The sequence below is a fragment of the Microbacterium sp. ABR10 genome, from assembly GCF_057812175.1.
In genome coordinates this window covers 1,865,918-1,891,474 of record NZ_CM173821.1, presented here as the reverse complement: position 1 = coordinate 1,891,474, position 25,557 = coordinate 1,865,918, and the positions used below count along the sequence as shown (strand labels likewise).

Here is a 25,557-nt window from a genome sequence, read left to right as displayed (position 1 = left end):
GTCTCGTGGGGTTTCGGCGCGTGGCGGACGCATTCGAGCGGCGTCGGGGCAGTCTGGACGAATGCGCACGTCTGAGGTCGTCGAGGGCTATCTCGCCCACGTCGCCGACGTGCGGCGCCTGTCGCCCGCAACGGTTCGCGCCTACCGGGCTGATCTCGCCGACCTCGTCCGAGCGATAGGCGACCGTGACATCTCCCACGTCGAGGTCGACGATCTGCGCGAGTGGCAGTGGCAGGCGACGAAAGCCGGGCAGGCGAAAGCGACGGCCGCCCGACGGACCTCGACCGTGCGGGGGATGTTCGGATGGGCCGCAGAGCAGGGGCTGGTAGAGGTCGACCCGTCGCAGCGGATGGTCTCGCCCAAGCGTGGTCGCACCCTGCCGACGGTGGCGACCGCCGACGCTCTCGACGACGTACTCTCCGACGCCGCCGCGGCCGCGGAGAGCGGGGACGCGAATACCCTGCGCGACCACGCGATCCTCGAGGCGCTCTACGGCTCGGGTGCGCGGGTATCGGAGATCTGCGGGCTCGACCTCGACGACATCGATCACGAACGACGGACCCTTCGGTTGCGAGGAAAGGGCGACAAAGAGAGGGTGGTGCCGTTCGGTCTTCCAGCTGAGCGCGCCCTGCAGGCTTACCTCGTCCGAGGTCGTCCCGTGCTCGTGGCGCGCCGTCAGGCGGCCCTGCACGAGGGCCGTGGAGATGAGGCCGCGTCCGCACCGCGCCGGCTCGCGGCGACGGGTGATGCGCGCGCCGTGTTCCTGGGGGCGAGGGGGGCACGACTGGGTCCCCGGGCTGTTCACTCGCTCGTGTCACGGACGGTCGCTCCGCGTGTCGGCACCGACGTCCTCGGACCCCACGCCCTCCGTCATTCGGCGGCGACGCACCTGCTCGACGGGGGAGCCGACCTGCGCGCGGTCCAGGAGATCCTCGGGCACGCGAGCCTGGGCACCACGCAGATCTACACGCATGTGTCGGCTGAACGCCTGCGCGAGGCCTACCGGCTGGCGCACCCGCGTGCCTGAGGCAGAGCCGTCCTCACCTCCCGCGCGGTCAGCGCACCCGCGTGCCTGTGGCAGAGCCGTCCTCACCTCCCGCGCGGACAGCGCACTCACGCGCCTGAGGTAGAGCCGTCCCCACGTCACGCGCGGCCGGCGCACCCGCCTGGCCCACCCCGGGCCGACGCCGTCCGGTCTGTCGCGCCCCGCGACCTGCGCGACCGAATCGACCCCGCATGGGCACCCCATCGTGCCCACCCGTCGGGGGAGACGTCCCCCTGGTGAGCGCCTTCTTCCGGGCCTACCGTGAGGTCATGAACCGCCGTCTGCTCCCTTTCTTCGGCGTGGCGGCCCTCACCACCCTCCTGGCGGGGTGCATCTACGTCAGCGCCCCGCGACCGGCCGAATCGCGCCTGCCCCCGAGCCCCGACGGACAACTCGCTCAGACCGCGGCCCCGTCGTCGACGGCGACCCCCCTCGCTCCCTCGCCCTCGGCATCCTCACCGCCCGACGCCGACGCGCTCGACTGCGGCGACGGCAGTCGCACCGTGTCGGGCGCCGAACAGTCGTTCCGCGTCACGGGTACCTGTACCGAGCTGACGGTCGCCGGCTCCGCGCTCACGGTCGACGCGTCCGCGGCCACCGTGGGAACGCTCCGCATCTCGGGTGATCGCATCCGTGTGCAGGTCGCCGCCGCCGACGAGGTGATCGTCCAGGGAGACGACGGCGCGGTGTTCTCGGCGGCCGGCATCGGACGTATCGAGATCGAGGGCGACCGCACCACCACCGAGGCGGCATCGGGTATCCCCTCGGTCACGGTTCGTGGACACGACAACGTCGTCCGCTCCGGAGGTGGAGTCGGGTCGGCGGTCGTGTCGGGCAGCGGCAACAAGATCCGCTGACGAGCCGGTACGTGCGCGTGCGACGTCGTCAGCGCGCCACCCCGTGCGGCAGCGTCACCACGGGCCGCGACCGTCAGCAGCACGGGAGCAGGACCGCCCGCGGCACGCCACCGAGCAGCCGTAACGGGTTGACGTACTCCCCGTCCAGGCGCACCCCGAAGTGCAGCGTCCGCGGCGCGGTGTGCCCGCCCGCTGTGAGCCGACCGACCGGAGCCCCCCGCGCGACGGCATCGCCGACGGCGAGATCGGAGGCGATGGGCTCGAGCGTCGTCACCAGCCCGCCCCCGTGATCGATCGTCACCACCGGGCGACCGGCCACCTCGCCCGCGAACGCCACGTGCCCGTCGGCGGGGGAGCGGACGACCTCGCCGGATGAGAGATCGAGTCCCCGGTGGCCCGGTCCGTAGGCGTGGGCCGGAGCCTCGTAGGGCCGCACGACCTGGACGTGCTCGACGGGCCACACCCATCCGAGGTCGGCGAGTGGCTCCGGTGCCGCGAGAAGGAGCGCGGCGAGCACCGCGAAGGAACGGAGGGATGCCGACATCATCGAGGCAGTCTGCCGCGCGCGTTCTCCGGCGGGCCGCGCTCTCTACGCGGGTGGGGACCGGCACGCGGTGGGGAGGAGCGGTCCTGTATGCTGGGGGATGCATCCCGCATGTCGGGATGACTCCGCGTGCCCATTGCGCACCGCGTCGTTCTCGCGAATGACGCACCGCGCGGCATCCACACCCCATGGTCCTCCGCTCCGGCGGGTGGCGGGTGTGCGCCGGGCACCAGGCTCGTCAGGCGAACCGCTTGACGCGAACAACCACAACCACGGCGCGAAAGCGCTCAGAAACAGGAGTACGACCATGGCCGTCGTCACCATCCGCCAGCTGCTCGACAGCGGCGTTCACTTCGGACACCAGACCCGCCGGTGGAACCCGAAGGTGAAGCGCTTCATCCTCACGGAGCGCTCCGGCATCCACATCATCGACCTGCAGCAGTCGCTCGGGTACATCGACAAGGCGTACGAGTTCGTCAAGGAGACCGTCGCGCACGGCGGCACCATCCTCTTCGTCGGTACCAAGAAGCAGGCGCAGGAAGTCCTCGCCGAGCAGGCGACCCGCGTGGGCCAGCCCTACGTCAACCAGCGGTGGCTCGGTGGCCTCCTCACCAACTTCCAGACGGTGTCGAAGCGTCTCGCCCGCATGAAGGAGCTCGAGGAGCTCGACTACGAGAACCCGGCCGAGAGCGGCTTCACCAAGAAGGAGCTGCTGCTCAAGAAGCGCGAGCTCGACAAGCTGCACAAGTCGCTCGGTGGTATCCGCAACCTGCAGAAGACCCCGTCGGCCATCTGGGTCGTCGACGCCAAGCGCGAGCACCTCGCGGTCGACGAGGCCAAGAAGCTCGGCATCCCCGTGATCGGCATCCTCGACACCAACGCCGACCCCGACGAGTTCCAGTACCCGATCCCCGGTAACGACGACGCGATCCGCTCGGTGAGCCTGCTCACGCGCATCATCGCCGACGCCGCCGCCGAGGGCCTCATCCAGCGTCACCAGCCCGCCGGTGAGGACGAGGCCGCCGAGCCCCTCGCCGAGTGGGAGCGCGACCTGCTCGAGACGCCCGCCGAGACGAACGCCGAGTCCACCGAGGCCGCAACGGAGTCGCCCGCCGACACCGCCGGCGCCGAGGCTCACGACGAGACCGTCGCCGCCGAGTCGGGCGAGACCGCGACCGAGGTCGCCGACGCCGAGGCAACCGACGCCGAGGCCGCTGACGCCGAGGCCACCGACAGCAAGTAAGCCGCGCGACGCCCGGTTCACCATCGCGTGAACGGTGCGTCACCCGCACAGGCTACGATCCGGCGGGGTCGTGACTGCCCCCTCGCTCGAGGGTGGCGACACGGCCCCGCCGGGCTCACATCGAGAACGAAAACGACAAGGAGACCGCCACACCATGGCAAACTTCACGATCGCCGACATCAAGGCGCTGCGCGAGCAGCTCGGCACCGGCATGGTCGACACCAAGAAGGCGCTCGAAGAGGCTGACGGCGACGTCGAGAAGGCCGTCGAGATCCTGCGCCTCAAGGGTGCCAAGGGCAACGCCAAGCGCGCCGACCGTTCCACGAGCGAGGGCCTCGTCGCCGCTCGCGAGACCAACGGTTCCGTAACGCTTCTCGAGCTCGCCTGCGAGACCGACTTCGTCGCCAAGAACGAGCGCTTCATCGCTCTGGCCGACAAGGTCGTCGACGCCGCCGCCGCCGCGGGCGCCGACTCGGTCGAGACGGCCCTGTCCGCCGACGCCGACGGCAAGACCGTCGAGCAGCTCATCTCCGACGAGGCCGCCATCATCGGCGAGAAGGTCGAACTGCGTCGCGTGCGCACGATCTCGGGCGACAAGTTCGAGGTGTACCTGCACAAGACCAGCAAGGACCTGCCTCCGCAGGTCGGCGTGGTGCTCGCCTACACCGGTGACGACGCCGAGACCGCTCGCTCCATCGCGCAGCACATCTCGTTCGCGAACCCCTCGTACCTCACCCGCGACGCCGTGCCCGAGGCCGACGTCGACAAGGAGCGCGAGATCGTCACCGAGATCTCCCGCAACGAGGGCAAGCCCGAGGCCGCCCTGCCGAAGATCGTCGAGGGCCGCGTCAACGCCTTCTTCAAGCAGGTCTCGCTGCTCGACCAGGACTACGCAAAGGACAACAAGCTGTCCGTCGCGAAGGTCGCGTCCGACGCCGGTCTCACCCTGACCGACTTCGCCCGCTTCAAGGTCGGCGCGTAACGCACGCATGACAAGGCCCGGGATGCCATGGCATCCCGGGCCTTTTCCCTGCCCGGGCTCCCGCTGCGACCGCCGCGGACGCACGCAGGAAACGCGCGGGGGATAGTTTGTTCAAGACGAGAGGACACCACACGTGATCGATGAGGCCAGCAAGCGCCGCCGAGTTCTTCTGAAGCTGTCGGGGGAGGCGTTCGGGGGCGGCCAGTTGGGCGTGAACCCGGATGTCGTGAGTCAGATCGCGCGAGAGATCGCCCAGGCCGTCGACCGGGTCGAGATCGCGATCGTGGTCGGTGGGGGCAACTTCTTCCGCGGCGCCGAGCTCAGTCAGCGCGGCATGGACCGCGGACGCGCCGACTACATGGGGATGCTCGGCACCGTCATGAACGCCCTCGCCCTGCAGGACTTCCTCGAGCAGGCCGGAGCCGCCACCCGCGTGCAGTCGGCCATCTCGATGACCCAGGTCGCCGAGCCCTACATTCCGCGTCGCGCCGTCCGCCACCTCGAGAAGGGGCGCGTCGTGATCTTCGGCGCCGGTGCGGGACTGCCCTACTTCTCGACCGACACGGTCGCCGCCCAGCGGGCACTCGAGATCGGCGCGACCGAGGTGCTCGTGGCCAAGAACGGCGTGGACGGCGTCTACACCGCCGACCCGCGCACCGACTCCTCCGCCACGAAGCTCGACCACATCACCTACCGCGACGCCCTGCAGAAGGGGCTCAAGGTCGTCGACTCGACCGCGTTCAGCCTTTGCATGGATAACGGCATCGACATGCGCGTGTTCGGCATGGAGCCCGGCAACGTCACCGACGCGCTGCTGGGCGAGACCATGGGAACCCTGGTCACCGCGTGACGCGCCGCGCGGGCCCGGGGAGCCGGGCCCGCGCGCGACTAGACTGAGACGTCAGTCCCAACGAATGGAGTCACCGTGATCGCCGATGTCCTCGCCGATGCCGGAGCGCGCATGGATCGCGCTGTTGAGGCCGCCAAGGAGGACTTCGCGACCGTCCGTACCGGCCGCGCGAACCCCCAGATGTTCCAGAAGGTGCTGGTCGACTACTACGGGTCGCCGACACCCCTCGCGCAGCTCGCGTCGTTGAACAACCCCGAGGCCCGCACGCTCGTGATCAACCCGTACGACAAGACGGCGCTGAAGGCGATCGAGCAGGCCATCCGCGACATGCCCAACCTCGGCGTGAACCCGACGAACGACGGCACGATCGTGCGTGTCACCATGCCCGAGCTCACCCAGGACCGCCGCAAAGAGTACGTCAAGATCGTTCGCGGCAAGGGTGAGGACGCGAAGGTGCAGGTGCGCAACCTCCGTCGTAAGGCGAAAGACGACTTGGACGCTCTCAAGAGCGACGTCGGCGAAGACGAGCTCGTACGCGCCGAGAAGGAGCTCGACACCGTCACGCGCACGCACGTCGACATGATCGACGAGGCGCTCAAGCGCAAAGAGGCCGAGCTGCTCGAGGTCTGATCCGAATGCCCGACGCCCCTGAGACCGGCGAAGATCAGCCGGTCGATCTGCCCGGCTCGCGTCGGGAAGAGGCCGCGCGCCGCTCACCGGTCACGGGAGAGGGCGTGACGGCCATCGAATCGCAGTTGCGTGCCATGCGCACGGATGCCGAGCAGCACATCGCCCATGCCCGCGCGGAGTTCGGGCAAGCGAATGAGCGGCTCAAACAACGCACCGGTCGCGACCTCATCGTCGCGACGCTGATCGGCGTGGGCATCGGCGCGGTCCTCGTCGCCTCGCTCATCTTCGTGAAGTGGCTCTTCGTGTTCTTCGCGGGGGCGGCCATGGTCCTCGGGGTGCTCGAGTTCTCCCGCGCTCTGCAGGTCGCAGGACGTCGCGTCGACGTGGTTCCGCAGCTCGTGATGGGATCACTGCTTCTGCTGAGCGGATTCTTCCTCGGTCCCTGGGTGCATTGGATCGCGGCCCTCACCGCCGTGGTCGTCGTCGTCGTGTGGCGCGTGATCGCCCAGATGATCGCGTCGGACGGCCGTGCTCGGATCGACGTGATCGGCGATGTGCTGGTCGGGGGATTCGTCCAGCTGTACGTCCCCTTCCTCACGAGCATGGCGGTGGTGCTGCTCGCGCAACCCCGCGGCGAGTGGTGGGTCCTGGCCTTCATCATCCTGGCCGTCGCCGCCGACACCGGCGCGTACGTGTCGGGCCTCACCTTCGGGCGGGGCGGGCGGCATCCGATGGCCCCCCGCATCAGCCCCAAGAAGACGTGGGAGGGCTTCGCCGGTGCCTGCGTCGCCGCCCTCGTCGCGGGCGCGCTCCTTGCCGTGTTCATGCTGCAGGTTCCCTGGTGGGCGGGCCTGGTGTTCGGTGCCGTGGTGCTGGCCACGGCGACGGTCGGGGATCTCGGTGAGTCGATGGTGAAGCGCGATCTCGGCATCAAAGACATGAGTTCCTGGCTGCCCGGGCACGGCGGAGTGCTCGACCGCCTCGACTCGATCCTGCCGTCAGCCACCGCCGCCCTGGTGACCTACTACCTCCTCGCACCGTTGGGAGTGTCATGAGCGAGACGCAGATCCACGACAAGGTCGAGGCGATGCCGTTCCCCGATTCCGGTCGGGCGAAGGGCTACGAGAGACGTGCCGTCGACACGTTCCTTTCCCGTGCGCGCGAAGTGTTCGAGAGCGACGACGTCGGGACGCTCCGGTCCTCCGACGTCCGCGCGGCGGCGTTCCCCCTCGTGCGCGGGGGCTACTCCGTCACGGCTGTCGATGCCGCCCTCGGACGGGTCGAAGACGCCTTCGCGGCACGCGAGCGCGAACACGCCCTGTCGCGACTCGGGGCCCGCGCGTGGGTCGCCGAGACCCGGGACACCGCTCAGGTCGTCCTCGATCGTCTGCGTCGTCCGAGAGGGTCGCGCTTCGAGCGTGTGGGCATCCTCCGCTACGGCTACCGTGTCGACGAGGTCGACGTGGTGGCCGACCGCGTGGCGCGGTATCTCGCGGCGGGCGACCCCGTCACCCCCGATCAGGTGCGTGCGGTGGCCTTCCGGATGCAACGCGGCGGGTACCGCGAAGCTCAGGTCGACGCCGTCCTCGACGCCGTCGTCGATGTGATGCTCGCCGTCGGATGAGGGCGGATGACACCTCCCGCCGCGCCTCGGTAGACTCAGCGGCACTGTGACTTCCGGTTCGCACCTCTCCCGCACCTCATCGCCCCGTGTCGCCCGTCGCGGCGAGACGGGACACGACGTGATCCCTCCGGTGATGCCCCGTCGAGCCAACCCCCGCTGGTCACGCCGCCGCGGCGTCGTCGGCGCCTTCGGCGCCTGCGCGGCGGTGCTCTTCACGGTGGCCTATGTAGGCCCCATGGGTGCGGCGCTCCAGCCCGCGCAGGCCGATGAGCCGCGGACGGTCACGCTCTACGCCGAGGGCTTGGACGACACGCAGGCGGTCTCGACCCTCGGCGAGAAGCAGGCGCCGCAGCTCGATCGCTCCAGCTACAACGTCTACGTCAAGCCCAAGCCGACACCGACGCCCACGCCGACCCCGACCTCGACGCGCGAGAGCGAGTCGGACTCCGAGTCGTCGGCGGGCAGTTCCGGGCCGCTGTTCTACACGGGCGGCGGGGCTCCCGCCGAGTGGATGGCCGCGGCGGGCATCGCCGAGTCCGACATGGGCTACGTCGACTACATCGTCAGCCGCGAGAGCGGGTGGAACCCCAACGCCACCAACCGCTCGTCCGGGGCGTGCGGGCTCGTCCAGGCGCTTCCGTGCAGCAAGGTGCCCGGCAACGGCTACGACCCCGTCGACAACCTGCGCTGGGCCACCGGTTACGCCACGGGCCGTTACGGCAGCTGGGCCGGCGCCTACGCGTTCTGGACCAACAACCACTGGTGGTGAGCGGCATCCATGCCCCGCTCCCGTAAACGACGCCCGGAGCCCGATCGCGGCGACGACTCCCTCGACCGCCTCATCGCCGGGTGGAAGCGCACCGAGGTCAGACGCGGCATCGAGTGGACCGTGCAGCCGATCTCCGCCCCGCAGGCGCAGAAGGACTACATCTGTCCCGGCTGCGGGCGGGCGGTTCTGACGGGGACCGCTCATCTCGTCGTCTGGCGCGCTGACGGCGTCCTCGGCGACGCCGCCGACCTGGCGGCACGTCGACACTGGCACACACACTGTTGGAGGATCGCCTGATGGAGATTCGCGGCCCCGTTCTGCTTCCCGCCCGTCGGGAAGACATCGAGTTGCACACGGTCGACGACCTCACCCTCGTCGGTGAGCTGGCTCTCCCCGCCGACCGGGCGCCGGTCGCCACTCTCGTGACGCTGCATCCTCTGCCGACAGCGGGTGGATTCATGGACTCGCACATCCTGCGCAAGGCCGCCGGCCGCCTTCCCGCTCTCGCCGACATCGCCGTGCTGCGCTTCAACACCCGCGGGACGACCTCGCCCCGGGGTACGAGTGAGGGCGCCTTCGACGGGGGAGCGAGCGAGGTGTTCGACGTGGCGGCCGCGGTCGACTTCGTCCGGGAGCGGGGTCTCCCGCGGCCGTGGCTGGTGGGCTGGTCGTTCGGCACCGAGCTGGCGTTGAAGTACGGCCGCGACCACGACATCGAAGGCGTCATCCTGCTGTCGCCGCCCCTTCACCGCGCGACCGCCGACGAGGTCGCCGCCTGGGCGGGTGACGAGCGTCGGATGGTCGTGCTCGTGCCCGAATTCGACGACTACCTGCGGCCCGACGCGGCGCGCGAGCGTTTCGCCGCGGTCCCGGATGCCACCCTCATCGCCGTCGAGGGCGGCAAGCACCTGTGGGTGGGCGAGACGCAGACCCGCCGCGTGCTGACCGAGATCGTCGCCGCGGTCGTCCCCGACGCCCTGCCGCTGCCCGTGGAGTGGGACGGCGACGTCGCCGACTGAGCTCAGCGCTCGTTCTGCCGGGGGATGATGACCTCGCGGTAGATGATGAGGATGCTGGCGGCCACCGGGATCGCGATGAGCGCGCCCAACAGGTTCAGCAGCGCGCCGCCCGCGAGCGCCGAGATGACCACGACGGATCCCGGCACCGACACCGCGCGATTCATGATGCGCGGGGAGATCACGTACGCCTCGATCTGCATGTAGACGAGGTAGTAGACCAGGGCGATGATCGCGATGGTGGGCGATCCGACCCCCGGGATCAGGCAGGTCAGCACGATGATCGTCGACCCGGTGAGAGTTCCCACGAGGGGGATGAGCGAGAAGAAGAAGGCGATCACCGCGAGCACGGCGGGGAACGGCGCCTGGATGATCGACAGGAAGATCGCGCTCAGCACGCCGTTGATGACGCCCAGACTGACCTGGCCCATGACGTAGTAGCCCACGGAGTCGGTGATCTTCTCGGCGAGTTCGATGAAGCGCGCGCGCTTGGACGCCGGCACGAGCTGGTACACCGCCGACTTCAGCGACGGAGTGGATGCCGTGAAGTAGATGGTCAGGATGAGCACGATGAACGCGCCGCCCAGGCCCGCCGCCACCGCCCCGCCGACGGTCAGGAGGCTGTTGCCGATCATGGTCGAGATGGAACCGACGTCGAGGGTGGAGATCCACTGCTGCACGCCCGCCCACACGTCGTCCAGGCGCAGCCAGGGGAGGTTCGCCGACACCCAGTCCTGCACCTGCCGCACGACCTCGTTCCAGCGGTCGGGCTGCAGCAGCTGCTCCACCTGCACGACGAGTTGTGCGATCTGCCCGACGATGATGGGCACGACCATCACGATGATCCCGGCGAAGATGCCGAGGACCCCGAGGATCGTCACGAGCACGGCCGCCCAGCGCGGGAGGCCGCGCCTCTCGAGGAACGAGACCACGGGGTCGAGCCCGAGCGAGAGGAAAAGCGCCGTGCCGACGTACAGGAGGATCGTCGAGAGATTCTGCACACTGCCGATGAGGAGGAGGCCGACTCCGACGCCGAGCGTAGCCAGCAGTGCGACCCGGAATGGGTTGTGGATCTTCATGCCGCCAGACTCCCGCCTCAGCGGGCGTTCGCGCCCGTGACGTCAGGATACTGACGACGGCGGCGCCAATTGCGCGCGACGGGCCTCGCCGAGAACTTTCAGCCGCCCTCGGATACTCTGGAACGTCGATTCTTCGGTGGCGCCCGAGCCGCCGGTGGGGATGGTGTGAAGCGTGAGATTCGTCTGGGCTGTGGTGGCGTTCGTCATCGCGGCCGTCATGATCGGTGCCGGAATCGCCCAGAGGACGGTGTTCCAGGGTCCATCCGAGGCCTCGGCGACCGTTCAGACCGAGGGCACGTCCGCCTACACGCTCGTCGACGGCGCGCTGCTCACCAGCGTGCCGGGGGCTCAGACGCTGCGCGTGGAGGGTGACGGCGAGGTGTTCGCCGCCTACGGCCGCACCGCCGACATGGAGGCATGGCTGGCCGATGTGCCCTACACCGCCGTGACCGTCGACGGCGAAGGCGTCGTGCAGACCAGTGAGGTGCAGCCCACCGTGACGGCGACCAGCGCCGCGGCGGCCGGTCGCAGCCCCGTCGACTCCGACCTGTGGCTCGACGAGTACGAACAGACGGGCACGCTCTCCGCCACCCTGCAGTTGCCGAGCGAGATGAGCGTGCTCATCGCGTCCGACGGCATCGCCCCCGCTCCCGCCAACGTCAGCGTGAGCTGGCCCATCGACGACTCCACCCCGTGGGCCGGCCCCCTCATCGTCGGCGGGGGCATCGTGCTGCTCGTCGGTCTCGTGCTCTACCTGCTCGGCATCCGGCACGTGCGCCGCTCGCGTCGTCCGCGCCGAAAGGGACTGCCCCTGCCCGTCACCGAGCCGATCTCGATGGTCGGCGGCGCCGAGGCGAAGGGCGTCATCAGCGACAGCCCCGGCCGACGCGGTTCGCGTGGACGTGGCGTCCTCGGCGGACGCAGGGCGCTCATCGCGATGCCCGCTCTGGGTGTCTCGGTCGCCCTCCTCGCCGGCTGCTCCGCCGACGCGTGGCCGCAGTTCGCCGCTCAGGAGACACCGAGCCCCACACCGACCGTGATCGTCCCCGAGGGGCAGTTCCCTCCCGCCGTCACCGAGGCGCAGGCGCAGCGCATCGTGTCGCGCGTGTCGTCGACAGTGGCGCAGGCCGATGCGGCCCTCGACGCGACGGGGGCCGCTGAGCGTCTCGCGGGCCCCGCGCTGGCGGAACGCCAGACCAACTACACGCTGCGCGCGGCGATCCCCGACCGGGCCACTCTGCCGGCCATCCCCGCCGAGCCGGTGCAGATCGTGCTCCCGCAGACCACGGGGGCCTGGCCGCGCACGCTCATGACGGTCGTGGAGTCCGCGGATGCCGCGACGCCGACGACGACGATCATGATGATGACGCAGGAGTCGCCCTGGGACGAGTACAAGGCGTCCTACGTCGGCAACCTGGAGGCATCCACCAATCTGCCCGAGCTCGCTGCGCCCTACGTCGGGGCGACGCAGGTGCCGCCGGACTCGAGTTTCCTCGTGCTGGCGCCCGAGAAGGTCGCCGCGGCGTACGCCGACATCATCAACAACGGGCAGAACAGTGCGTCGTGGTCGACGTTCGACACCGCCAACGACCTGTTGCTGTCGGCCATCCAAGACAATAAGACCAAGCGCACCGACGAATTGAACCAGACCGGTGCGGGAACCGCGGAGATCAGCTTCGCGGCGTCGGCCGGCCCCGCGACCCCGATCGCCCTCGCCACGCTCGACACCGGCGCGATCGTCGCGGTCAACGTCTACGAGAGTGACACCGCGAAGCCGACCAACGCCGACGCTGTCATCAAGCTCGACAACAACCCCGCGGTCAAGGCCCTCACCGGGGTCGACCAATCCGCGACCGGCTTCACCACGACCTACTCCGATCAGGTGTTCTTCTACGTGCCCAGCCAGGGCTCAGACGACCAGATCCGCCTGCTCGGTTACCGATCCAGCCTCCTCGAAGCGAAGGTGTCCCCGTGAGCACTCCCGCCCCCGGTTCCGTCCTGCGCGGTGCCGTCGACCTCTCGTCGCTGCGCAACCGCCCGCAGACTCCCGCGCCCGCGTCTGCCGACGCCCCGGCGGGTGGCGCGACCCCCCTCGTCTTCGATGTGACGGATGCCACTTTCGGCGACGTCCTCGAGCTCTCGCGCACCGTGCCGGTGGTCATCGACCTGTGGGCCGAGTGGTGTCAGCCCTGCAAGCAGCTGAGCCCCGTGCTCGAGAAGGTCGTCACCGAGCTCGGCGGACGCCTCGTGCTCGCCAAGGTCGATGTCGATGCGAACCCGCAGCTGGCGCAGGGCTTCCGTGCGCAGTCCATCCCGATGGTCCTCGCGCTCGTCGCGGGGCAGCCCGTTCCTCTGTTCACGGGGGCGGTGCCCGAAGAGCAGGTGCGCGACGTGTTCGCCCAGCTGCTGCAGCTCGCCGCTCAGCACGGCGTGACGGGCACAGTGCCGGTCGAGGGGGTCGCGCCGGCCGAGGAGCCCGGTGACGAGCCACTCCCGCCGCTGCACGCCGAAGCATTCGCCGCGATCGAGGAGGGCGACTACGCCCGTGCGGTCGCCGCCTACGAGAAGGCCCTCGTCGAGGATCCGCGCGATGCCGATGCGCGAGCCGGTCTCGGGCAGGTGCGCCTGCTCGCTCGCGTGCAGGACGCCGACCTGCAGGCTGCCCGCGCGGCCGCCGCAGCGTCGCCGACCGGTATCGAGGCGCAGTTCCTCGTCGCCGACCTCGATGTCGTCGGCGGACACGTCGACGATGCCTTCGGGCGTCTGCTCGAACTCTTCGCGGCGCTTCCCACGGACGAGCGGGCCCCCGTGCGCGAGCGTCTGCTCGAGCTGTTCGGCCTCATCGGTGACGACGACGCACGCGTCATCCGCGCGCGCACCCGCTTGGCATCCCTGCTCTTCTGAGCCACCGGCGGGGGCGTGGTCCTCGCCCCCGCGCCACGTACGAAGGCCCCGTCCGAGGACGGGGCCTTCGACGTTCGCGTGCCGTCAGGCGTCGGCGCGGTGGTGCAGCCAGAGCACACCCAGCGGCGGGAGCGTCAGCGTCGCGTTGCCGCGGGCGTCGGTCGTCACCGCGCCGAGGTTACCCTGGCCCGAGCCGCCGAACACCTCGGCGTCGCTGTTGAGCACCTCGGTCCAGGTGCCCGCCTCGGGAAGGTCGAGCGGGAAGTCGCCCAGGGGAACGCCCGAGAAGTTGCAGACGACTGCGACGGTGTTGCCGTGGTGGTCACGGCGCGCGAAGGCGAGCACGTTCGGATTCCACGCCGGCGCACCGAGGCGAGAGAATGCCGCCCCGTCGTGATCGCGCGACCAGAGGGCCGCCTGATCCTTGTAGACGCGGTTCAGCTCGGCGACGAAGTCGTGCAGCTGTCGGTGAGCGGGCTGGTCGAGCATCCACCAGTCGAGGCTGCGGGATTCGGACCACTCCGACATCTGGCCGAACTCCTGGCCCATGAACAGCAGCTGCTTACCCGGGTGGCCCCACATGTAGGCCAGGAACGCGCGCATGTTCGCCAGCTTCTGCCAGTGGTCTCCGGGCATCCGTCCGAAGAGGCTCCCCTTGCCGTGCACGACCTCGTCGTGGCTGATGGGGAGCACGAAGTTCTCGCTGAACGAGTAGACGAACGAGAACGACAGTTCTCCTTCGTGGTGCGAGCGGTACATGGGGTCGCGCCCGATGTACTGCAGCGAGTCGTTCATCCAGCCCATGTTCCACTTGAATCCGAAGCCCAGACCCGCGGCCGACGTCGGCGCGGTGACCCCGGGGAAGCTGGTGGACTCCTCGGCGATGAGCGCGATGCCGGGATACCGCTTGTAGGAGGTCGCATTCACCTCCTGCAGGAAGCGGACGGCCTCGAGGTTCTCGCGGCCCCCGAACTGGTTGGGCGCCCACTCTCCCTCGTTGCGCGAGTAGTCGAGGTAGAGCATGGACGCCACGGCATCCACCCTCAGTCCATCGACGTGGAACTCTTCGAACCAGTACAGCGCGTTGGCGACGAGGAAGTTGCGCACCTCGTTGCGGCCGTAGTCGAAGATGAGCGTGCCCCAGTCCTTGTGCTCGCCGCGACGCGGGTCGGGGTGCTCGTAGAGCGCTTCGCCGTCGAAGCGGGCGAGGGCGAAGTCGTCCTTGGGGAAGTGCCCGGGTACCCAGTCCATGATGACGCCGATGTCGGCCTGGTGGAGGCGGTCGATCAGGTAGCGCAGGTCGTCGGGGTTTCCGAAGCGGCTGGTGGGGGCGTAGTAGCCCGACACCTGATAGCCCCACGAGCCGCCGAAGGGGTGTTCGGAAAGGGGCAGGAACTCGACGTGCGTGAAGCCCTGGGCACCGACGTAGTCGATGATCTCGTCGGCCGCGTCGCGGTAGGACAGGCCCTGCTTCCACGAGCCGAGGTGCAGCTCGTAGATCGACATCGGGCGATCAATCGGAGCGGTGGAGGAGCGGTGCGCGATCCACGCCTCGTCTGCCCAGCTGTAGTCGGATTCGGTGACGACCGACGCCGTCGCCGGCGGCACCTCGGCGAGGCGCGCCATGGGATCGGCCTTCTCGATCCACTGACCGCCGCGGGTCAGGATCTCGAACTTGTACCGCGTGCCGGTTCCGATGCCCGGGATGAACACCTCCCACACGCCGCTGCCACCCATCGAGCGCATGGCACTGCCCGAGCCGTCCCAGCCGTTGAAGTCGCCGATGACGCGCAGGGCACGCGCATCGGGTGCCCAGACCGTGAAGGCCACGCCGTGCGATCCGTCGAGCTCGCGTACGTGTGCCCCGAGGACTCGCCACAACTCTTCGTGGCGACCCTCCGAGACGAGGTGGAGGTCGAGCTCGCCGATGGAGGGCGCATGCCGGTAACCGTCGTCGGCGACGTGTTCGCTGCCCTCGTAGCGCGCGCGCACGGTGTATGCACCGGGGTGGTCCTCGGTGTGCGCCTCCCAGATACCGCCGCGTAGGTGCTCCAACGGCACACTCTGACCGTCGGCGAGTTCGGCGACGACCTCGAGGGCGAGGGGACGCCGCGAACGGATCACCCAGCCGTCACCGGTCTCGTGCACGCCCAGCACGCTGTGCGGGTCGTGGTGGGCACCGTGGGCGACGGCATCCAGGATCTCAGCGGGGAGCGGGGTCATCGGTTCTCCTTGACGTGCAGGATGTGCACGGGCTCGTTGAAGGCGTCGAGACGCACGAAGTTGTGGTCGGCCCAGGTCCAGACCTGGCCGGTCACGAGGTCTTCGACGTCGTACGACGCGCCCGGCTCGATGCCGAAGACGGTCGTGTCGAGGTGGACGGTCGTCTCGCGTGTGGAGTGCGGGTCGACATTGGCCACGACGATGATCGTGTCGGAGGCGCCGGTCGGCGAGAGCTCTGCGGGCAGGTGCTTGGAGTAGACCAGGGTCGCGTCGTCGTCGCTCCAGTGCACGTCGAGGTTGCGCAGCTGACGGAGAGCCGGATGGGCGCGTCGCGCCGCGTTGAGCATGCGCAGGTACGGCGCGATCGAGTGCCCGGAGGCCTCAGCGCCCTCCCAGTCGCGGAACTTGTACTCGTACTTCTCGTTGTCGATGTTCTCTTCGGACCCCGGGCGGGCGACGTTCTCGATCAGTTCGTACCCCGCGTACACGCCGTACGTCGGAGCCGCGGTCGCGGCGATGGCGGCGCGGATCTTGTACGCCGGCCGTCCGCCGTACTGCAGGTATTCGGTGAGGATGTCGGGGGTGTTCACGAAGAGGTTGGGGCGCAGGAAGTCGTCGGTCTCGTGCGCGAGCGCACCGAGGAACTCCTCGAGTTCTTCCTTCGTGTTGCGCCAGGTGAAGTACGTGTAGCTCTGTTGGAAACCTGCCATGGCCAGGCCCTGCATGGGGGCGGGCCGTGTGAAGGCCTCGGCGAGGAACACCGCATCGGGCTCTTCGGCGCTCACCGTGGCGATCAGCCACTCCCAGAACTGCAGGGGCTTGGTGTGCGGGTTGTCGACGCGGAAGATGGTCACGCCCTGGGCGATCCAGTGGCGCACGATGCGCAGCACCTCGGCCCGGATGCCGTCGGGATCGTTGTCGAAGTTGACCGGATAGATGTCCTGGTACTTCTTCGGCGGGTTCTCGGCGAACGCGATCGAGCCGTCGGGCAGCGTCGTGAACCACTCGGGGTGCTCCGCGACCCAGGGGTGATCGGGCGACGCCTGGAGCGCGAGGTCGAGGGCCACCTCGAGGCCGTTGTCGCGCGCAGCTGCCACGAACGCCTGGAAGTCGTCGAGGGTGCCGAGGTCGGGGTGGACCGCGTCGTGACCGCCCGCGGCACCGCCGATGGCCCACGGCGAACCCGGGTCGCCCGGCTGCGTGACGAGAGTGTTGTTCGGGCCCTTGCGGTTGGTCTCGCCGATGGGGTGGATCGGCGGCAGGTAGAGCACGTCGAAACCCATGCCGGCGACGCCGGGGAGACGGTCGACGGCGGTGCGGAACGTGCCGCTGACGACGGAACCGTCCTCGCCTCGCGTGGCGCCCTCGGAGCGCGGGAAGAACTCGTACCAGGCGCCGACGCCGGCGCGTTCGCGTTCGACGAGCAGCTCGGCATCCCGGCCCACCGAGACCAGACCCATCATCGGGCGTGCGGCGAACAGCGCGGCGATCGCGGGATCGCGCACGATCGACAGGGCGACGTCGTCGTGGACGTCCGGGTCGCGAAGAGCCCGCGCGGCTTCGTACAGCGCATCTTTATCGGTGCCGGGGCGCTTCTTCTCGCCGCGCGCGCGATCGAACAGCTCCGCGCCCATCTCGCGCATGAGCGCCCTGTCGACACCCGCGGCGATCTTGACCTCGGCGGCGTGCTCCCACGTGGCGAAGTCGTCGGCGAAGGACTCGAATCGGAAGCGCCACACGCCCTGCTCGAGCGGCGCGACGATCGTGGACCACCGGTCGAACCCGTCGTTCAGGGGGCTGAGGCGGTGCAACGACTCGTCGCCCGAGGGCGAGAACAGCCGCACGTTGACACCGATGCGGTCGTGACCCTCGCGGAAGGCGGTGACCGTGAACGGCACGGCCTCACCGACATAGGCCGACGGGCGGAAGGCTCCGCCGGGCACGCTCGGGTGGGGGAGCGCCATCGGAATGCGCGGTGTGACCACGCGGCGCGACGTGGGCGTCGGTTTGACCGGACGCACGGGGATCGAGGCGGCGCTGCGCCAGGGCAGCTCGGGCGAAAGTGTCGTCGTGGTGGCCACGGTCCGAACCTACCGCGGGCCGCCGACGTTGCCGCATCGTTTCGTGCGGCCTTGACAGCGGGGCCTGATCAGTCGACGCGGAACAACCGCATCGACGCACCGGCGAGGGGGACGACGTCGCCCGGTTCGAACGTCGCGCGGGTGTCGGAGGGTGTCTCGTCGGCGCTGGACCACAGCTCGACGAACACGGCGTCCTCGAGGTCGGGGAGCACGATGTCGGTCGGGTGCTCCGTGCCGTGGATGACCAACAGCACGCGGTTGGGGGCCTCGAGCTCGGGTGTCGAGGTCGCGAGGTATTGCAGCGTGCGGTGGGCCGGGTCGTTCCACCGGTCGCTCGACATGGTCTGGCCGTGCTCGTCGAACCACTCCATGACCGACGCCGAGGGGATCTGCTCCCCGAGGCGCGCGAAGCGCTGCGGGCGCAGCGCCGGGTTGTCGCGACGCAGCTGCAGCAATCGCTGCGTGTGGGCGAAGAGGTCGCGCTGCCACGGCGCCATCTCCCACGACAGCCAGGTGAGGGCCGAGTCATGGCAGTAGGCGTTGTTGTTGCCGCGCTGCGTGCGGCCCATCTCGTCGCCGGCGGTGATCATCGGCACCCCCGCCGAAAGGAGCAGTGTTCCCATCAGGTTGCGCATGGCCGTCCGCCGGGTGGCGAGAACGCGCTCATCGTCGGTCGGCCCCTCGGCCCCGTGGTTGAAGGAGCGGTTGGTGTCGGCTCCGTCGCGGTTCTGCTCGCCGTTACCGAGGTTGTGCTTGACGTCGTACGACACGAGATCGCGCAGGGTGAAGCCGTCGTGCGCGGTGACGAAGTTCACGCTCGCGAGGGGCCCGCGCTCCTCGCTGAAGGTGTTCGAGGAGCCGGCGAGGCGCGTGGCGAACCCGCCGATGCCGACGGGGGCGGTGTCGGCGCGACGGGCGTAGTCGATGTCGCTCAGCCAGAAGTTGCGGACACGGTCGCGATAGCGGTCGTTCCATTCGAGCCAGCCGTCGCCGAAATTGCCGGTCTGCCAGCCGCCCATCCCGACGTCCCACGGCTCGGCGATGAGCTTCGTGCCTGAAACGGCGGCTTCTTCGCGAAGCGCGGTGAGCAGCGGGTGGTCGGGCGCGAACGAATGCCTTTCGTCGCGGCCGAGGGTCACCGCGAGATCGAAGCGGAACCCGTCGATCTGCACTTCGTCCGCCCAGTAGCGCACCGAGTCGAGCACGAGACGGGCCGCGGCATCCGTCGACGTGTTGACCGCGTTGCCGCACCCGGTCTCATCGATGTACGCGCCCTCCGCCGTCTGCCGGTAGTACGACCGGTTGTCGATTCCGCGCAGACTCGTGCGTGGCCCTCCGAGGCCCTCTTCGGCGGTGTGGTTGTAGACCACGTCGAGGATGACCTCGAGCCCCGCCTCGTGCAGCAGCTTGACCATTCCCTTGAACTCGCGCAGGACGGCCTCGGGCCCCTCTGCGCGGTTCGCCGCCGTGGCATAGGGCGCGTGCGGGGTGAAGAAGTTCAGCGTGTTGTAGCCCCAGTAGTTGGTGAGACCGAGCTGGAGCAGCCGCGGTTCGGTCGCGAACGCGTGTATCGGCAGCAGCTCCACGCTGGTGATACCCAGTGAGAGAAGGTGCTCGATCATCGCGGGGTGGGCGAGGCCCGCATACGTGCCGTGCAGCGCCGGCGGGATGAACGGATGCCGCTTGGTCAAGCCCTTCACGTGGCCCTCGTAGATGACCGTGCGATCCAGCGGCACGCGCGGCTTGGTCGAGGTACCCCAGTCGAAGGAACCGTCGACCACCACCGAACGCCAGTCGCCGAAACTACCCGAGACGAGTCCGCGCGAGTAGGGATCGACGAGCAACGACTGCGGGTTGAAGGTGTGGCCCGCACCGTGCGGCCCGCCGACGCGGATGGCGTAGCGCGCGCCGGGGCGCAGCAGAGGCGTGGTGGCCTCGAAGACTCCGCCTCCGACGGGGGAGAGGGCGATCGTCTCGGTAGCCCAGTCGAGATCGACGTCGTCGAAGATCAACAGCTGCATCGCATCGGCCGACGCCGACCAGACGCGCAGCGTTCCGCCGTCGGGGCCGAGGCGCACACCGAGGTCGTCGAACGCGGGGTTCAGCAGAGCAGGACGGGTCGCCAGGGCGGGCTCGGTTCGGACCATGCGTCTTAGGGTAGTGAAGGCAGCGGACAGCGTGAGGGGGACGTAGGGTGCAGGTCTACCTCGATCACGCCGCGACGACGCCGCTGCGCGCAGAAGCCCGCGACGCGTGGCTCGACGCGCATCGGGTTCTCGGCAATCCGTCATCCATCCACGGAGCGGGCCAGGCGACGCGTCGATTGCTCGAAGACGCCCGCGAGCATCTCGCCGGGGTGCTCGGCTGCCAGCCCATCGAGATCGTCTTCACCTCCGGCGGCACGGAGGCGGCCAACCTCGCGCTGAAGGGCCTGTGGTGGTCGCGGCCCGAGGGGAGGGATGCCGTCGTGCTCCCCGACGGCGAACACCATGCGACGCTCGACGTGGTGGGGTGGCTCGCGTCTGCCGAGAGCGCGGCGGTGCGCGCCGTGGCGCTCGACGCGCGCGGGCGCATCGACGCCGACGCGTTCTCCTCGGCCCTGCCCGGTTCGGCCCTCGCGACCGCGCTCGTGGCCAACAACGAGGTGGGGACCCTTCAGGATGCCGCGGGCCTGGCCGCTGCGGCATCCGGGGCCGCCGTTCCCCTGCACCTCGACGCCGTCTCGGCGCTGGGGCAGGTCGCGGTCGACTTCGCCGCCTGGCGCGGGGAAGGCACCGCCCCCGGGGGCCTTGCGGCGATGTCGGTCTCGGCGCACAAGGTCGGTGGGCCCGTCGGGGTGGGCGCGGCGGTCGTGTCGCGGCATGCGCGGCTGACCCCGCTGGTGCACGGCGGCGGCCAGCAGCGGGGCCTTCGCGCGGGGACCCAGGACGTCGCCGGGGCGGCCGCGTTCGCTGCGGCGGCCCGCGCCGCTGAGGCGGAGCGCGTCGGGGAGTCGGCGCGGCTCGTCGCCCTCCGCGAGCGGTTGATCGCCGGCATCCGCTCGTCGATCCCGCAGGCGCGCCTGCTCGGCGACCCGGACGATCGCCTCCCCGGCAATGCGCACGTGCTGTTCCCGGATGCCGCGGGCGAGACGCTGTTGTTCCTGCTCGACATGGCGGGGATCGCGGTGTCGACGGGGTCGGCGTGTCAGGCGGGCGTCGCCGAGCCGTCGCACGTCGTCCTGGCCCTCGGCCTCGACGACAGGGCGGCGCGTTCGGTGCTGCGTTTCACCCTCGGCTACACCTCCACCTCGTCCGACGTCGACGACGTGCTCGCCCGCCTGCCCGAGGCCTACGCCCGAGCCGTGGCATCCGGCGCCCGTACAGCGGCACGTTCGTAGACTGGGGCGATGCGAGTTCTGGCGGCGATGAGCGGTGGGGTCGACTCCGCGGTGGCGGCGGCCCGCGCCGTCGAGGCGGGGCACGACGTGGTCGGCGTGCATCTCGCGCTCTCGCGTGCCGGAGGCACGCTCCGCGCGGGCAGCCGGGGGTGCTGCACGATCGAAGACGCGATGGACGCGCGCCGCGCCGCCGACAAGCTCGGGATGCCGTTCTACGTGTGGGACTTCTCGGAGCGCTTCCGCGACGACGTGATCGACGACTTCGTCGCCGAGTACCGTGCCGGTCGCACCCCGAACCCCTGCATGCGCTGCAACGAGAAGATCAAGTTCGCCGCCCTCCTGGAGCGCGCGCTCGAGCTCGGCTTCGACGCTGTGTGCACCGGCCACTACGCGACCCTCGTCGACACGCCCGAGGGCCGTGAGCTGCACCGCGCGTCCGACAACGCCAAGGACCAGTCGTACGTGCTGGGCGTTCTCACCGCCGAGCAACTCGCACACACCTCCTTCCCTCTGGGGTCCACGCCGTCGAAGGCGCTCGTGCGCGCGGAGGCGGAAGCGCGCGGTCTCTCGGTGGCGCAGAAGCCCGACAGTCACGACATCTGCTTCATCCCCGACGGTGACACGCGCGGTTGGCTCGCCGACAAGGTGGGGGCGGAACGCGGCGAGATCCTCGACCGCACCGGTGCCGTGATCGGTTCGCACGAGGGCGCTCACGCGTTCACCGTCGGACAGCGCCGCGGTCTGCAGCTGGGCGTGCCGGCGGCCGATGGAAAGCCCCGCTTCGTGCTCGAGGTGCGGCCGGTCAACAACACGGTCGTCGTCGGCCCGAAGGAGGCGCTCGCCTGCTCCGAGATCGCGGGGGAGCGCTTCACCTGGGCGGGACGCGCACCGTCGACCGACTCCTTCGCCTGCGACGTGCAGATCCGTGCGCACGCCGACCCGGTTCCCGCGTTCGCGTCTCTGGTAGACGGTCTGCTCACGGTGCGGCCCGACACCCCGTTCGACGGCGTCGCTCCGGGGCAGACGGCGGTGCTCTACGACGGCACGCGCGTGGTCGGGCAGTTCACGATCGACCGGACCGTGTCGGCGGTGCCGGTCGACGCCTGAGCCGGGGCGCCGCGTTTCCGACCCGGCAAGTGTGATCGGGGGAGGGCGTTGGACGAGCGGAGGGTGCCGTTCACGTGGGGGTCCTCTTTCCGTCCCGGGTCCTCCGCTCGCCACCCGGGCGCCGGGCAGCGTAGACACAGCAAGGCTCTCGGACGATGTCGCAGCCCGTCCCTAAGCTGAGACGGTGACTTCCCCCGACCAGCTTCCCGACCTCTCCCTCGACGACGCACGTGTCGAGGCGGCCGACCTCACCCAGCGCATCGTCGGTGCGCGCGAGGCGTATTACGGGCGCGACGCCGAGCTCGTCGACGACGCCACCTACGACGGCTGGATGCACCGGCTCGAAGCCCTCGAACGGCTGCACCCCGAACTGCAGGGGCAGGACAGCCCCACCCTCTCGGTGGGCGCGGCCGAGGCGACCGACCTCGCCACCATCGAGCACGCCGAGCGCATGCTCAGCCTCGACAACGTCTTCTCCGCCGACGAGCTGCGCGACTGGGCCGTCAAGACCGAGGCGGCCGCCGGGCGGAAGGTGCACTGGCTCAGCGAACTCAAGATCGACGGCCTGGCGATCAACCTGCGCTACGAGAACGGCGTGCTGACGTCGGCGGCGACCCGCGGCGACGGGCGCGTCGGCGAGATCGTCACCGACAACGCTCTGCGCGTGACGGGGGTCCCGCGCCGGCTCTCGGGCGAGGGCCATCCCGCTCTCGTCGAGGTACGCGGTGAGGTCTTCATCCCGGTGGCGAAGTTCGAGAACCTCAACCGTCTGCAGGGGGAGTACCGCGACCGCGCGGTCGCCGAGGCGCGCGAACGGGCGGCAGGCCGTCGGGGTGCGCGCGCCTTCGACGAAGAGAAGGCCGAGATCGCCGCCGCCCGACGCTTCCCCGCCTTCGCGAATCCGCGCAACGCCGCCAGCGGCGGTCTCCGTCAGCAGATCGAGAAGAAGACCGGGCTCGAGCTCGAAGCAGGGCTCGCCCGTATCGAGTCGCTCGCGCTCTACGTCCACGGGATCGGCGCGTGGCCCGAGCCGCCGGTGGCGGCGCAGAGCGAGATCTACGACCTCCTCGGATCGTGGGGCCTGCCTACATCCCCCTACAGCCGGGTGGAGTCGACCATCGACGGCGTCCTGTCGTTCGTCGCGCACTACGGTGAGCATCGGCACGCCGTCGAGCACGAGATCGACGGCGTGGTCGTCAAGGTCGATGAGCTCTCGCTGCACGACGAACTCGGGGCGACCAGCCGCGCTCCGCGCTGGGCGATCGCCTACAAGTACCCGCCCGAGCAGGTCAACACGAAGCTGCTCGACATCGTCGTCTCGGTCGGGCGCACGGGCCGTGCGACCCCCTTCGCGGTCATGGAGCCGGCCAAGGTTGCGGGCAGCGTCGTGCGACAGGCGACCCTGCACAACCAGGACGTCGTGAAGGTCAAAGGCGTCCTCATCGGCGACACGGTCGTGCTGCGGAAGGCCGGCGACGTCATCCCCGAGGTGCTCGGGCCGGTGGTCGAACTGCGAGACGGCAGCGAACGCGCCTTCATCATGCCCACCGACTGCCCCGAGTGCGGCACGGCGCTCCGGCCCGCGAAGGAGGGCGACATCGACCTGCGCTGTCCGAACGCGCGGTCTTGCCCGGCACAGGTCCGCGGGCGCGTCGAGCACATCGGCTCGCGGGGCGCCCTCGACATCGAGGCACTCGGTGAAGTGACGGCCGCGGCCCTGACGCAGCCCGAGGTGCCCGAGCGGCCGCCGCTCGACACCGAGGCGGGACTGTTCGATCTGACGATCGAGGAGCTCGTCCCCATCGAGGTGGTCGTCCGCGAGTCCGAAACGGGTGAACGTAAGATCGACCCCGACACCGGTGAACTGGTGCGACGAGCTCCCTTCCAGAAGCTCGGCCCCGCGTCGTACCCGCCGGGCAGCGAGGGGCTCGATGCCGCCGAACGGCGACGCCGCGGCATCCGGAAAGACTTCCGAGAGGTACTCCCGTCGGAGCAGGCGACCAAGCTGATGGCCGAACTGCAGAAGGCCAAGACGAAAGACCTGTGGCGTCTGCTCGTGTCGCTCAACATCCGTCACGTCGGACCGGTCGCAGCCCGCGCCCTCGCGCAGTGGTTCGGCTCGCTCGACGCCATCCGCGCGGCATCACGCGAAGAGCTCGCCGCTGTCGAAGGGGTGGGCGGCATCATCGCCGACGCGGTGATCGATTGGTTCGAGGTCGACTGGCACCGCGAGATCGTCGACCGCTGGCAGGCCGCCGGCGTGCGCTTCGCCATTCCCGGCCATCCCGGTCCGGGAGCCGCGGCGGCCGCGGGCGGCGTGCTCGTGGGGGTCACGGTGGTGGCGACAGGCTCGATCGAGGGGTACACGCGCGAGGGCGCGCAGGAGGCGATCATCTCCGCGGGGGGCAAGGCGGCGTCGAGCGTGTCGAAGAAGACGGACTTCGTCGCGGCGGGCCCGGGTGCAGGATCCAAACTCGCGAAGGCCGAGGCACTCGGGCTGCGGATTCTGGATGCCGCGCAGTTCCGCATCCTCGTCGAGCAGGGCCCTGCGGCGCTCGACGGCGATCAAGAGACGGTCGATGAGGACGCGGGCGGCGGTTCCGCCGACTGACACGTCCGGCGGGAGGAGACGACGGAGGGGCGGGAGACCGAGCACCCGCCCCTTCGTCCGATGTCAGCCCTGGCAGGCCGTTCCGGCTTGCGTGAAGCTCTCCTGCAGCGCGGTTACCTGAGCGCCGAACTCGCTCGCTCGGGTGGGGTCGGCCGTGAAGCCCTCCAGGAACGCCGCATACTCGTCGAGCTGGGCGCCGGCCTTCTGCGCGACGGGAGCGATCTCCTCGTTCGTGATGCGCGAGAACTCGCCCTGCACCTTCTCGGTCAGCGCGTTGAAGGCCGTGAGAGTGCCCTGCAGGTCGGCGGTGTCCATGGCCTGGCTGGTCGACACCACGTCGCCGAAGGACGCGATGACGATCTGGCAGGCGTCGGCCTTCGACTGTCCGCCCTCCGTGTCGGCGGCCTCCGGCGACGGTGACGAGGCCGCCGGGGTCGAGGCGGCCGGTGCCACCGACTCGGCCGCTGTCGTCGAGGCGTCACCGGCGGAGCAGCCGGCGAGCAGCAGCAGCGCCGACGCGGCGAAGAGAGCGAACGGCACACGTGTTCTGGTCATGATTTCCCCCCACAAGTCACAGCCGGGCCGCGATCGACCCGCGTTGCCACCGTAGCGA

The 25,557-nt window shown here is 69.9% G+C and carries 22 protein-coding genes; 16 read left to right on the top strand and 6 right to left on the bottom strand.

All coding sequences use genetic code 11. The features are described 5' to 3' along the window. Nucleotides 1–61: 61 nt before the first annotated feature. Both ACXKZF_RS08725 and ACXKZF_RS08720 read left to right on the top strand, forming a co-directional pair. The gene (locus ACXKZF_RS08725) at nt 62–1,027 is read left to right on the top strand and encodes a tyrosine recombinase XerC (protein WP_488983957.1); all 966 of its coding nucleotides are present in this window, start codon (nt 62–64) and stop codon (nt 1,025–1,027) included. 287 nt (nt 1,028–1,314) lie between these two features. After that, complete coding sequence (locus ACXKZF_RS08720) at nt 1,315–1,902, top strand: hypothetical protein (protein WP_488983956.1); 588 nt, start codon at nt 1,315–1,317, stop codon at nt 1,900–1,902. Between the two features lie 73 nt (nt 1,903–1,975). Here ACXKZF_RS08720 and ACXKZF_RS08715 read toward each other — a convergent pair whose 3' ends face one another. Continuing rightward, complete coding sequence (locus ACXKZF_RS08715; RefSeq protein WP_488983955.1) at nt 1,976–2,449, bottom strand: murein hydrolase activator EnvC family protein; 474 nt, start codon at nt 2,447–2,449, stop codon at nt 1,976–1,978. Between the two features lie 304 nt (nt 2,450–2,753). On the opposite strand from ACXKZF_RS08715, the gene rpsB reads away from it, so the two are divergent. The 9 genes from rpsB (at nt 2,754) to ACXKZF_RS08670 (ending at nt 9,563) form a co-directional block, all read left to right on the top strand. Next, entirely contained in the window at nt 2,754–3,689 is a 936-nt protein-coding gene (rpsB, locus tag ACXKZF_RS08710) for a 30S ribosomal protein S2 (RefSeq protein WP_488983954.1), read from the top strand. A gap of 154 nt (nt 3,690–3,843) precedes the next feature. Beyond that, entirely contained in the window at nt 3,844–4,671 is an 828-nt protein-coding gene (tsf, locus tag ACXKZF_RS08705; protein WP_055954158.1) for a translation elongation factor Ts, read from the top strand. A gap of 133 nt (nt 4,672–4,804) precedes the next feature. Beyond that, nucleotides 4,805–5,521, top strand: a complete 717-nt coding sequence (gene pyrH, locus ACXKZF_RS08700; RefSeq protein ID WP_055954160.1) for a UMP kinase — start codon at nt 4,805–4,807, stop codon at nt 5,519–5,521. 75 nt (nt 5,522–5,596) lie between these two features. Next, a complete protein-coding gene (gene frr / locus ACXKZF_RS08695; protein WP_055954162.1) occupies nt 5,597–6,151 on the top strand; it encodes a ribosome recycling factor in 555 nt (184 codons plus the stop codon). A 5-nt stretch (nt 6,152–6,156) separates the two neighbouring features. Then, complete coding sequence (locus ACXKZF_RS08690) at nt 6,157–7,206, top strand: phosphatidate cytidylyltransferase (RefSeq protein ID WP_055954165.1); 1,050 nt, start codon at nt 6,157–6,159, stop codon at nt 7,204–7,206. Further along, nucleotides 7,203–7,775, top strand: a complete 573-nt coding sequence (locus tag ACXKZF_RS08685) for a DivIVA domain-containing protein (protein ID WP_055954168.1) — start codon at nt 7,203–7,205, stop codon at nt 7,773–7,775. Before ACXKZF_RS08690 ends, ACXKZF_RS08685 begins: the two co-directional genes overlap by 4 nt. 46 nt (nt 7,776–7,821) lie before the next feature. Next, on the top strand, nt 7,822–8,544 hold the full coding sequence (locus ACXKZF_RS08680) for an aggregation-promoting factor C-terminal-like domain-containing protein (protein WP_235561241.1): 723 nt from the start codon (nt 7,822–7,824) through the stop codon (nt 8,542–8,544). Nucleotides 8,545–8,553: 9 nt separating this feature from the next. Continuing rightward, on the top strand, nt 8,554–8,841 hold the full coding sequence (locus tag ACXKZF_RS08675; RefSeq protein ID WP_055954171.1) for a hypothetical protein: 288 nt from the start codon (nt 8,554–8,556) through the stop codon (nt 8,839–8,841). Then, complete coding sequence (locus tag ACXKZF_RS08670; protein WP_243222225.1) at nt 8,841–9,563, top strand: alpha/beta hydrolase; 723 nt, start codon at nt 8,841–8,843, stop codon at nt 9,561–9,563. Before ACXKZF_RS08675 ends, ACXKZF_RS08670 begins: the two co-directional genes overlap by 1 nt. A gap of 2 nt (nt 9,564–9,565) precedes the next feature. Here the strand turns inward: ACXKZF_RS08670 and ACXKZF_RS08665 are convergent, their stop codons facing one another. Further along, on the bottom strand, nt 9,566–10,639 hold the full coding sequence (locus ACXKZF_RS08665; RefSeq protein ID WP_055954177.1) for an AI-2E family transporter: 1,074 nt from the start codon (nt 10,637–10,639) through the stop codon (nt 9,566–9,568). A gap of 172 nt (nt 10,640–10,811) precedes the next feature. On the opposite strand from ACXKZF_RS08665, the gene ACXKZF_RS08660 reads away from it, so the two are divergent. Together ACXKZF_RS08660 and ACXKZF_RS08655 are read left to right on the top strand one after the other, a co-directional pair. Further along, a complete protein-coding gene (locus tag ACXKZF_RS08660) occupies nt 10,812–12,614 on the top strand; it encodes a DUF8094 domain-containing protein (protein WP_055954180.1) in 1,803 nt (600 codons plus the stop codon). After that, a complete protein-coding gene (locus ACXKZF_RS08655; protein ID WP_488983953.1) occupies nt 12,611–13,543 on the top strand; it encodes a tetratricopeptide repeat protein in 933 nt (310 codons plus the stop codon). Before ACXKZF_RS08660 ends, ACXKZF_RS08655 begins: the two co-directional genes overlap by 4 nt. Before the next feature lie 84 nt (nt 13,544–13,627). On the opposite strand, the gene glgB is transcribed toward ACXKZF_RS08655, so the two are convergent. The 3 genes from glgB to glgX form a co-directional block, all read right to left on the bottom strand. Then, complete coding sequence (gene glgB / locus ACXKZF_RS08650; protein ID WP_488983952.1) at nt 13,628–15,766, bottom strand: 1,4-alpha-glucan branching protein GlgB; 2,139 nt, start codon at nt 15,764–15,766, stop codon at nt 13,628–13,630. Beyond that, nucleotides 15,763–17,730, bottom strand: coding sequence for an alpha-1,4-glucan--maltose-1-phosphate maltosyltransferase (locus ACXKZF_RS08645; protein WP_488985981.1), 1,968 nt, complete (start codon nt 17,728–17,730; stop codon nt 15,763–15,765). Before ACXKZF_RS08645 ends, glgB begins: the two co-directional genes overlap by 4 nt. A gap of 185 nt (nt 17,731–17,915) precedes the next feature. Further along, entirely contained in the window at nt 17,916–19,994 is a 2,079-nt protein-coding gene (gene glgX, locus ACXKZF_RS08640; RefSeq protein WP_488983951.1) for a glycogen debranching protein GlgX, read from the bottom strand. 47 nt (nt 19,995–20,041) lie between these two features. On the opposite strand from glgX, the gene ACXKZF_RS08635 reads away from it, so the two are divergent. From ACXKZF_RS08635 to ligA, 3 genes are all read left to right on the top strand, one after another. Next, on the top strand, nt 20,042–21,226 hold the full coding sequence (locus ACXKZF_RS08635; protein ID WP_488983950.1) for a cysteine desulfurase family protein: 1,185 nt from the start codon (nt 20,042–20,044) through the stop codon (nt 21,224–21,226). 9 nt (nt 21,227–21,235) lie between these two features. Continuing rightward, nucleotides 21,236–22,333 carry a tRNA 2-thiouridine(34) synthase MnmA gene (mnmA, locus tag ACXKZF_RS08630; protein ID WP_243222231.1) on the top strand — a complete coding sequence of 366 codons (1,098 nt, stop codon included), beginning with the start codon at nt 21,236–21,238 and terminating at the stop codon, nt 22,331–22,333. A gap of 184 nt (nt 22,334–22,517) precedes the next feature. Then, nucleotides 22,518–24,944 carry an NAD-dependent DNA ligase LigA gene (gene ligA, locus ACXKZF_RS08625; protein ID WP_488983949.1) on the top strand — a complete coding sequence of 809 codons (2,427 nt, stop codon included), beginning with the start codon at nt 22,518–22,520 and terminating at the stop codon, nt 24,942–24,944. 63 nt (nt 24,945–25,007) lie between these two features. On the opposite strand, the gene ACXKZF_RS08620 is transcribed toward ligA, so the two are convergent. Further along, a complete protein-coding gene (locus ACXKZF_RS08620; protein WP_488983948.1) occupies nt 25,008–25,499 on the bottom strand; it encodes a hypothetical protein in 492 nt (163 codons plus the stop codon). Nucleotides 25,500–25,557: the final 58 nt, after the last annotated feature.

Coding starts and splice junctions, on each gene's coding strand:
- ACXKZF_RS08725 (WP_488983957.1), top strand. CDS start 62: ATGCGCACGTCTGAGGTCGTCGAGGGCTATCTCGCCCACGTCGCCGAC.
- ACXKZF_RS08720 (WP_488983956.1), top strand. CDS start 1,315: ATGAACCGCCGTCTGCTCCCTTTCTTCGGCGTGGCGGCCCTCACCACC.
- ACXKZF_RS08715 (WP_488983955.1), bottom strand. CDS start 2,449: ATGATGTCGGCATCCCTCCGTTCCTTCGCGGTGCTCGCCGCGCTCCTT.
- rpsB (WP_488983954.1), top strand. CDS start 2,754: ATGGCCGTCGTCACCATCCGCCAGCTGCTCGACAGCGGCGTTCACTTC.
- tsf (WP_055954158.1), top strand. CDS start 3,844: ATGGCAAACTTCACGATCGCCGACATCAAGGCGCTGCGCGAGCAGCTC.
- ACXKZF_RS08690 (WP_055954165.1), top strand. CDS start 6,157: ATGCCCGACGCCCCTGAGACCGGCGAAGATCAGCCGGTCGATCTGCCC.
- ACXKZF_RS08685 (WP_055954168.1), top strand. CDS start 7,203: ATGAGCGAGACGCAGATCCACGACAAGGTCGAGGCGATGCCGTTCCCC.
- ACXKZF_RS08675 (WP_055954171.1), top strand. CDS start 8,554: ATGCCCCGCTCCCGTAAACGACGCCCGGAGCCCGATCGCGGCGACGAC.
- ACXKZF_RS08670 (WP_243222225.1), top strand. CDS start 8,841: ATGGAGATTCGCGGCCCCGTTCTGCTTCCCGCCCGTCGGGAAGACATC.
- ACXKZF_RS08665 (WP_055954177.1), bottom strand. CDS start 10,639: ATGAAGATCCACAACCCATTCCGGGTCGCACTGCTGGCTACGCTCGGC.
- glgB (WP_488983952.1), bottom strand. CDS start 15,766: ATGACCCCGCTCCCCGCTGAGATCCTGGATGCCGTCGCCCACGGTGCC.
- ACXKZF_RS08645 (WP_488985981.1), bottom strand. CDS start 17,730: ATGGCGCTCCCCCACCCGAGCGTGCCCGGCGGAGCCTTCCGCCCGTCG.
- glgX (WP_488983951.1), bottom strand. CDS start 19,994: ATGGTCCGAACCGAGCCCGCCCTGGCGACCCGTCCTGCTCTGCTGAAC.
- mnmA (WP_243222231.1), top strand. CDS start 21,236: ATGCGAGTTCTGGCGGCGATGAGCGGTGGGGTCGACTCCGCGGTGGCG.
- ACXKZF_RS08620 (WP_488983948.1), bottom strand. CDS start 25,499: ATGACCAGAACACGTGTGCCGTTCGCTCTCTTCGCCGCGTCGGCGCTG.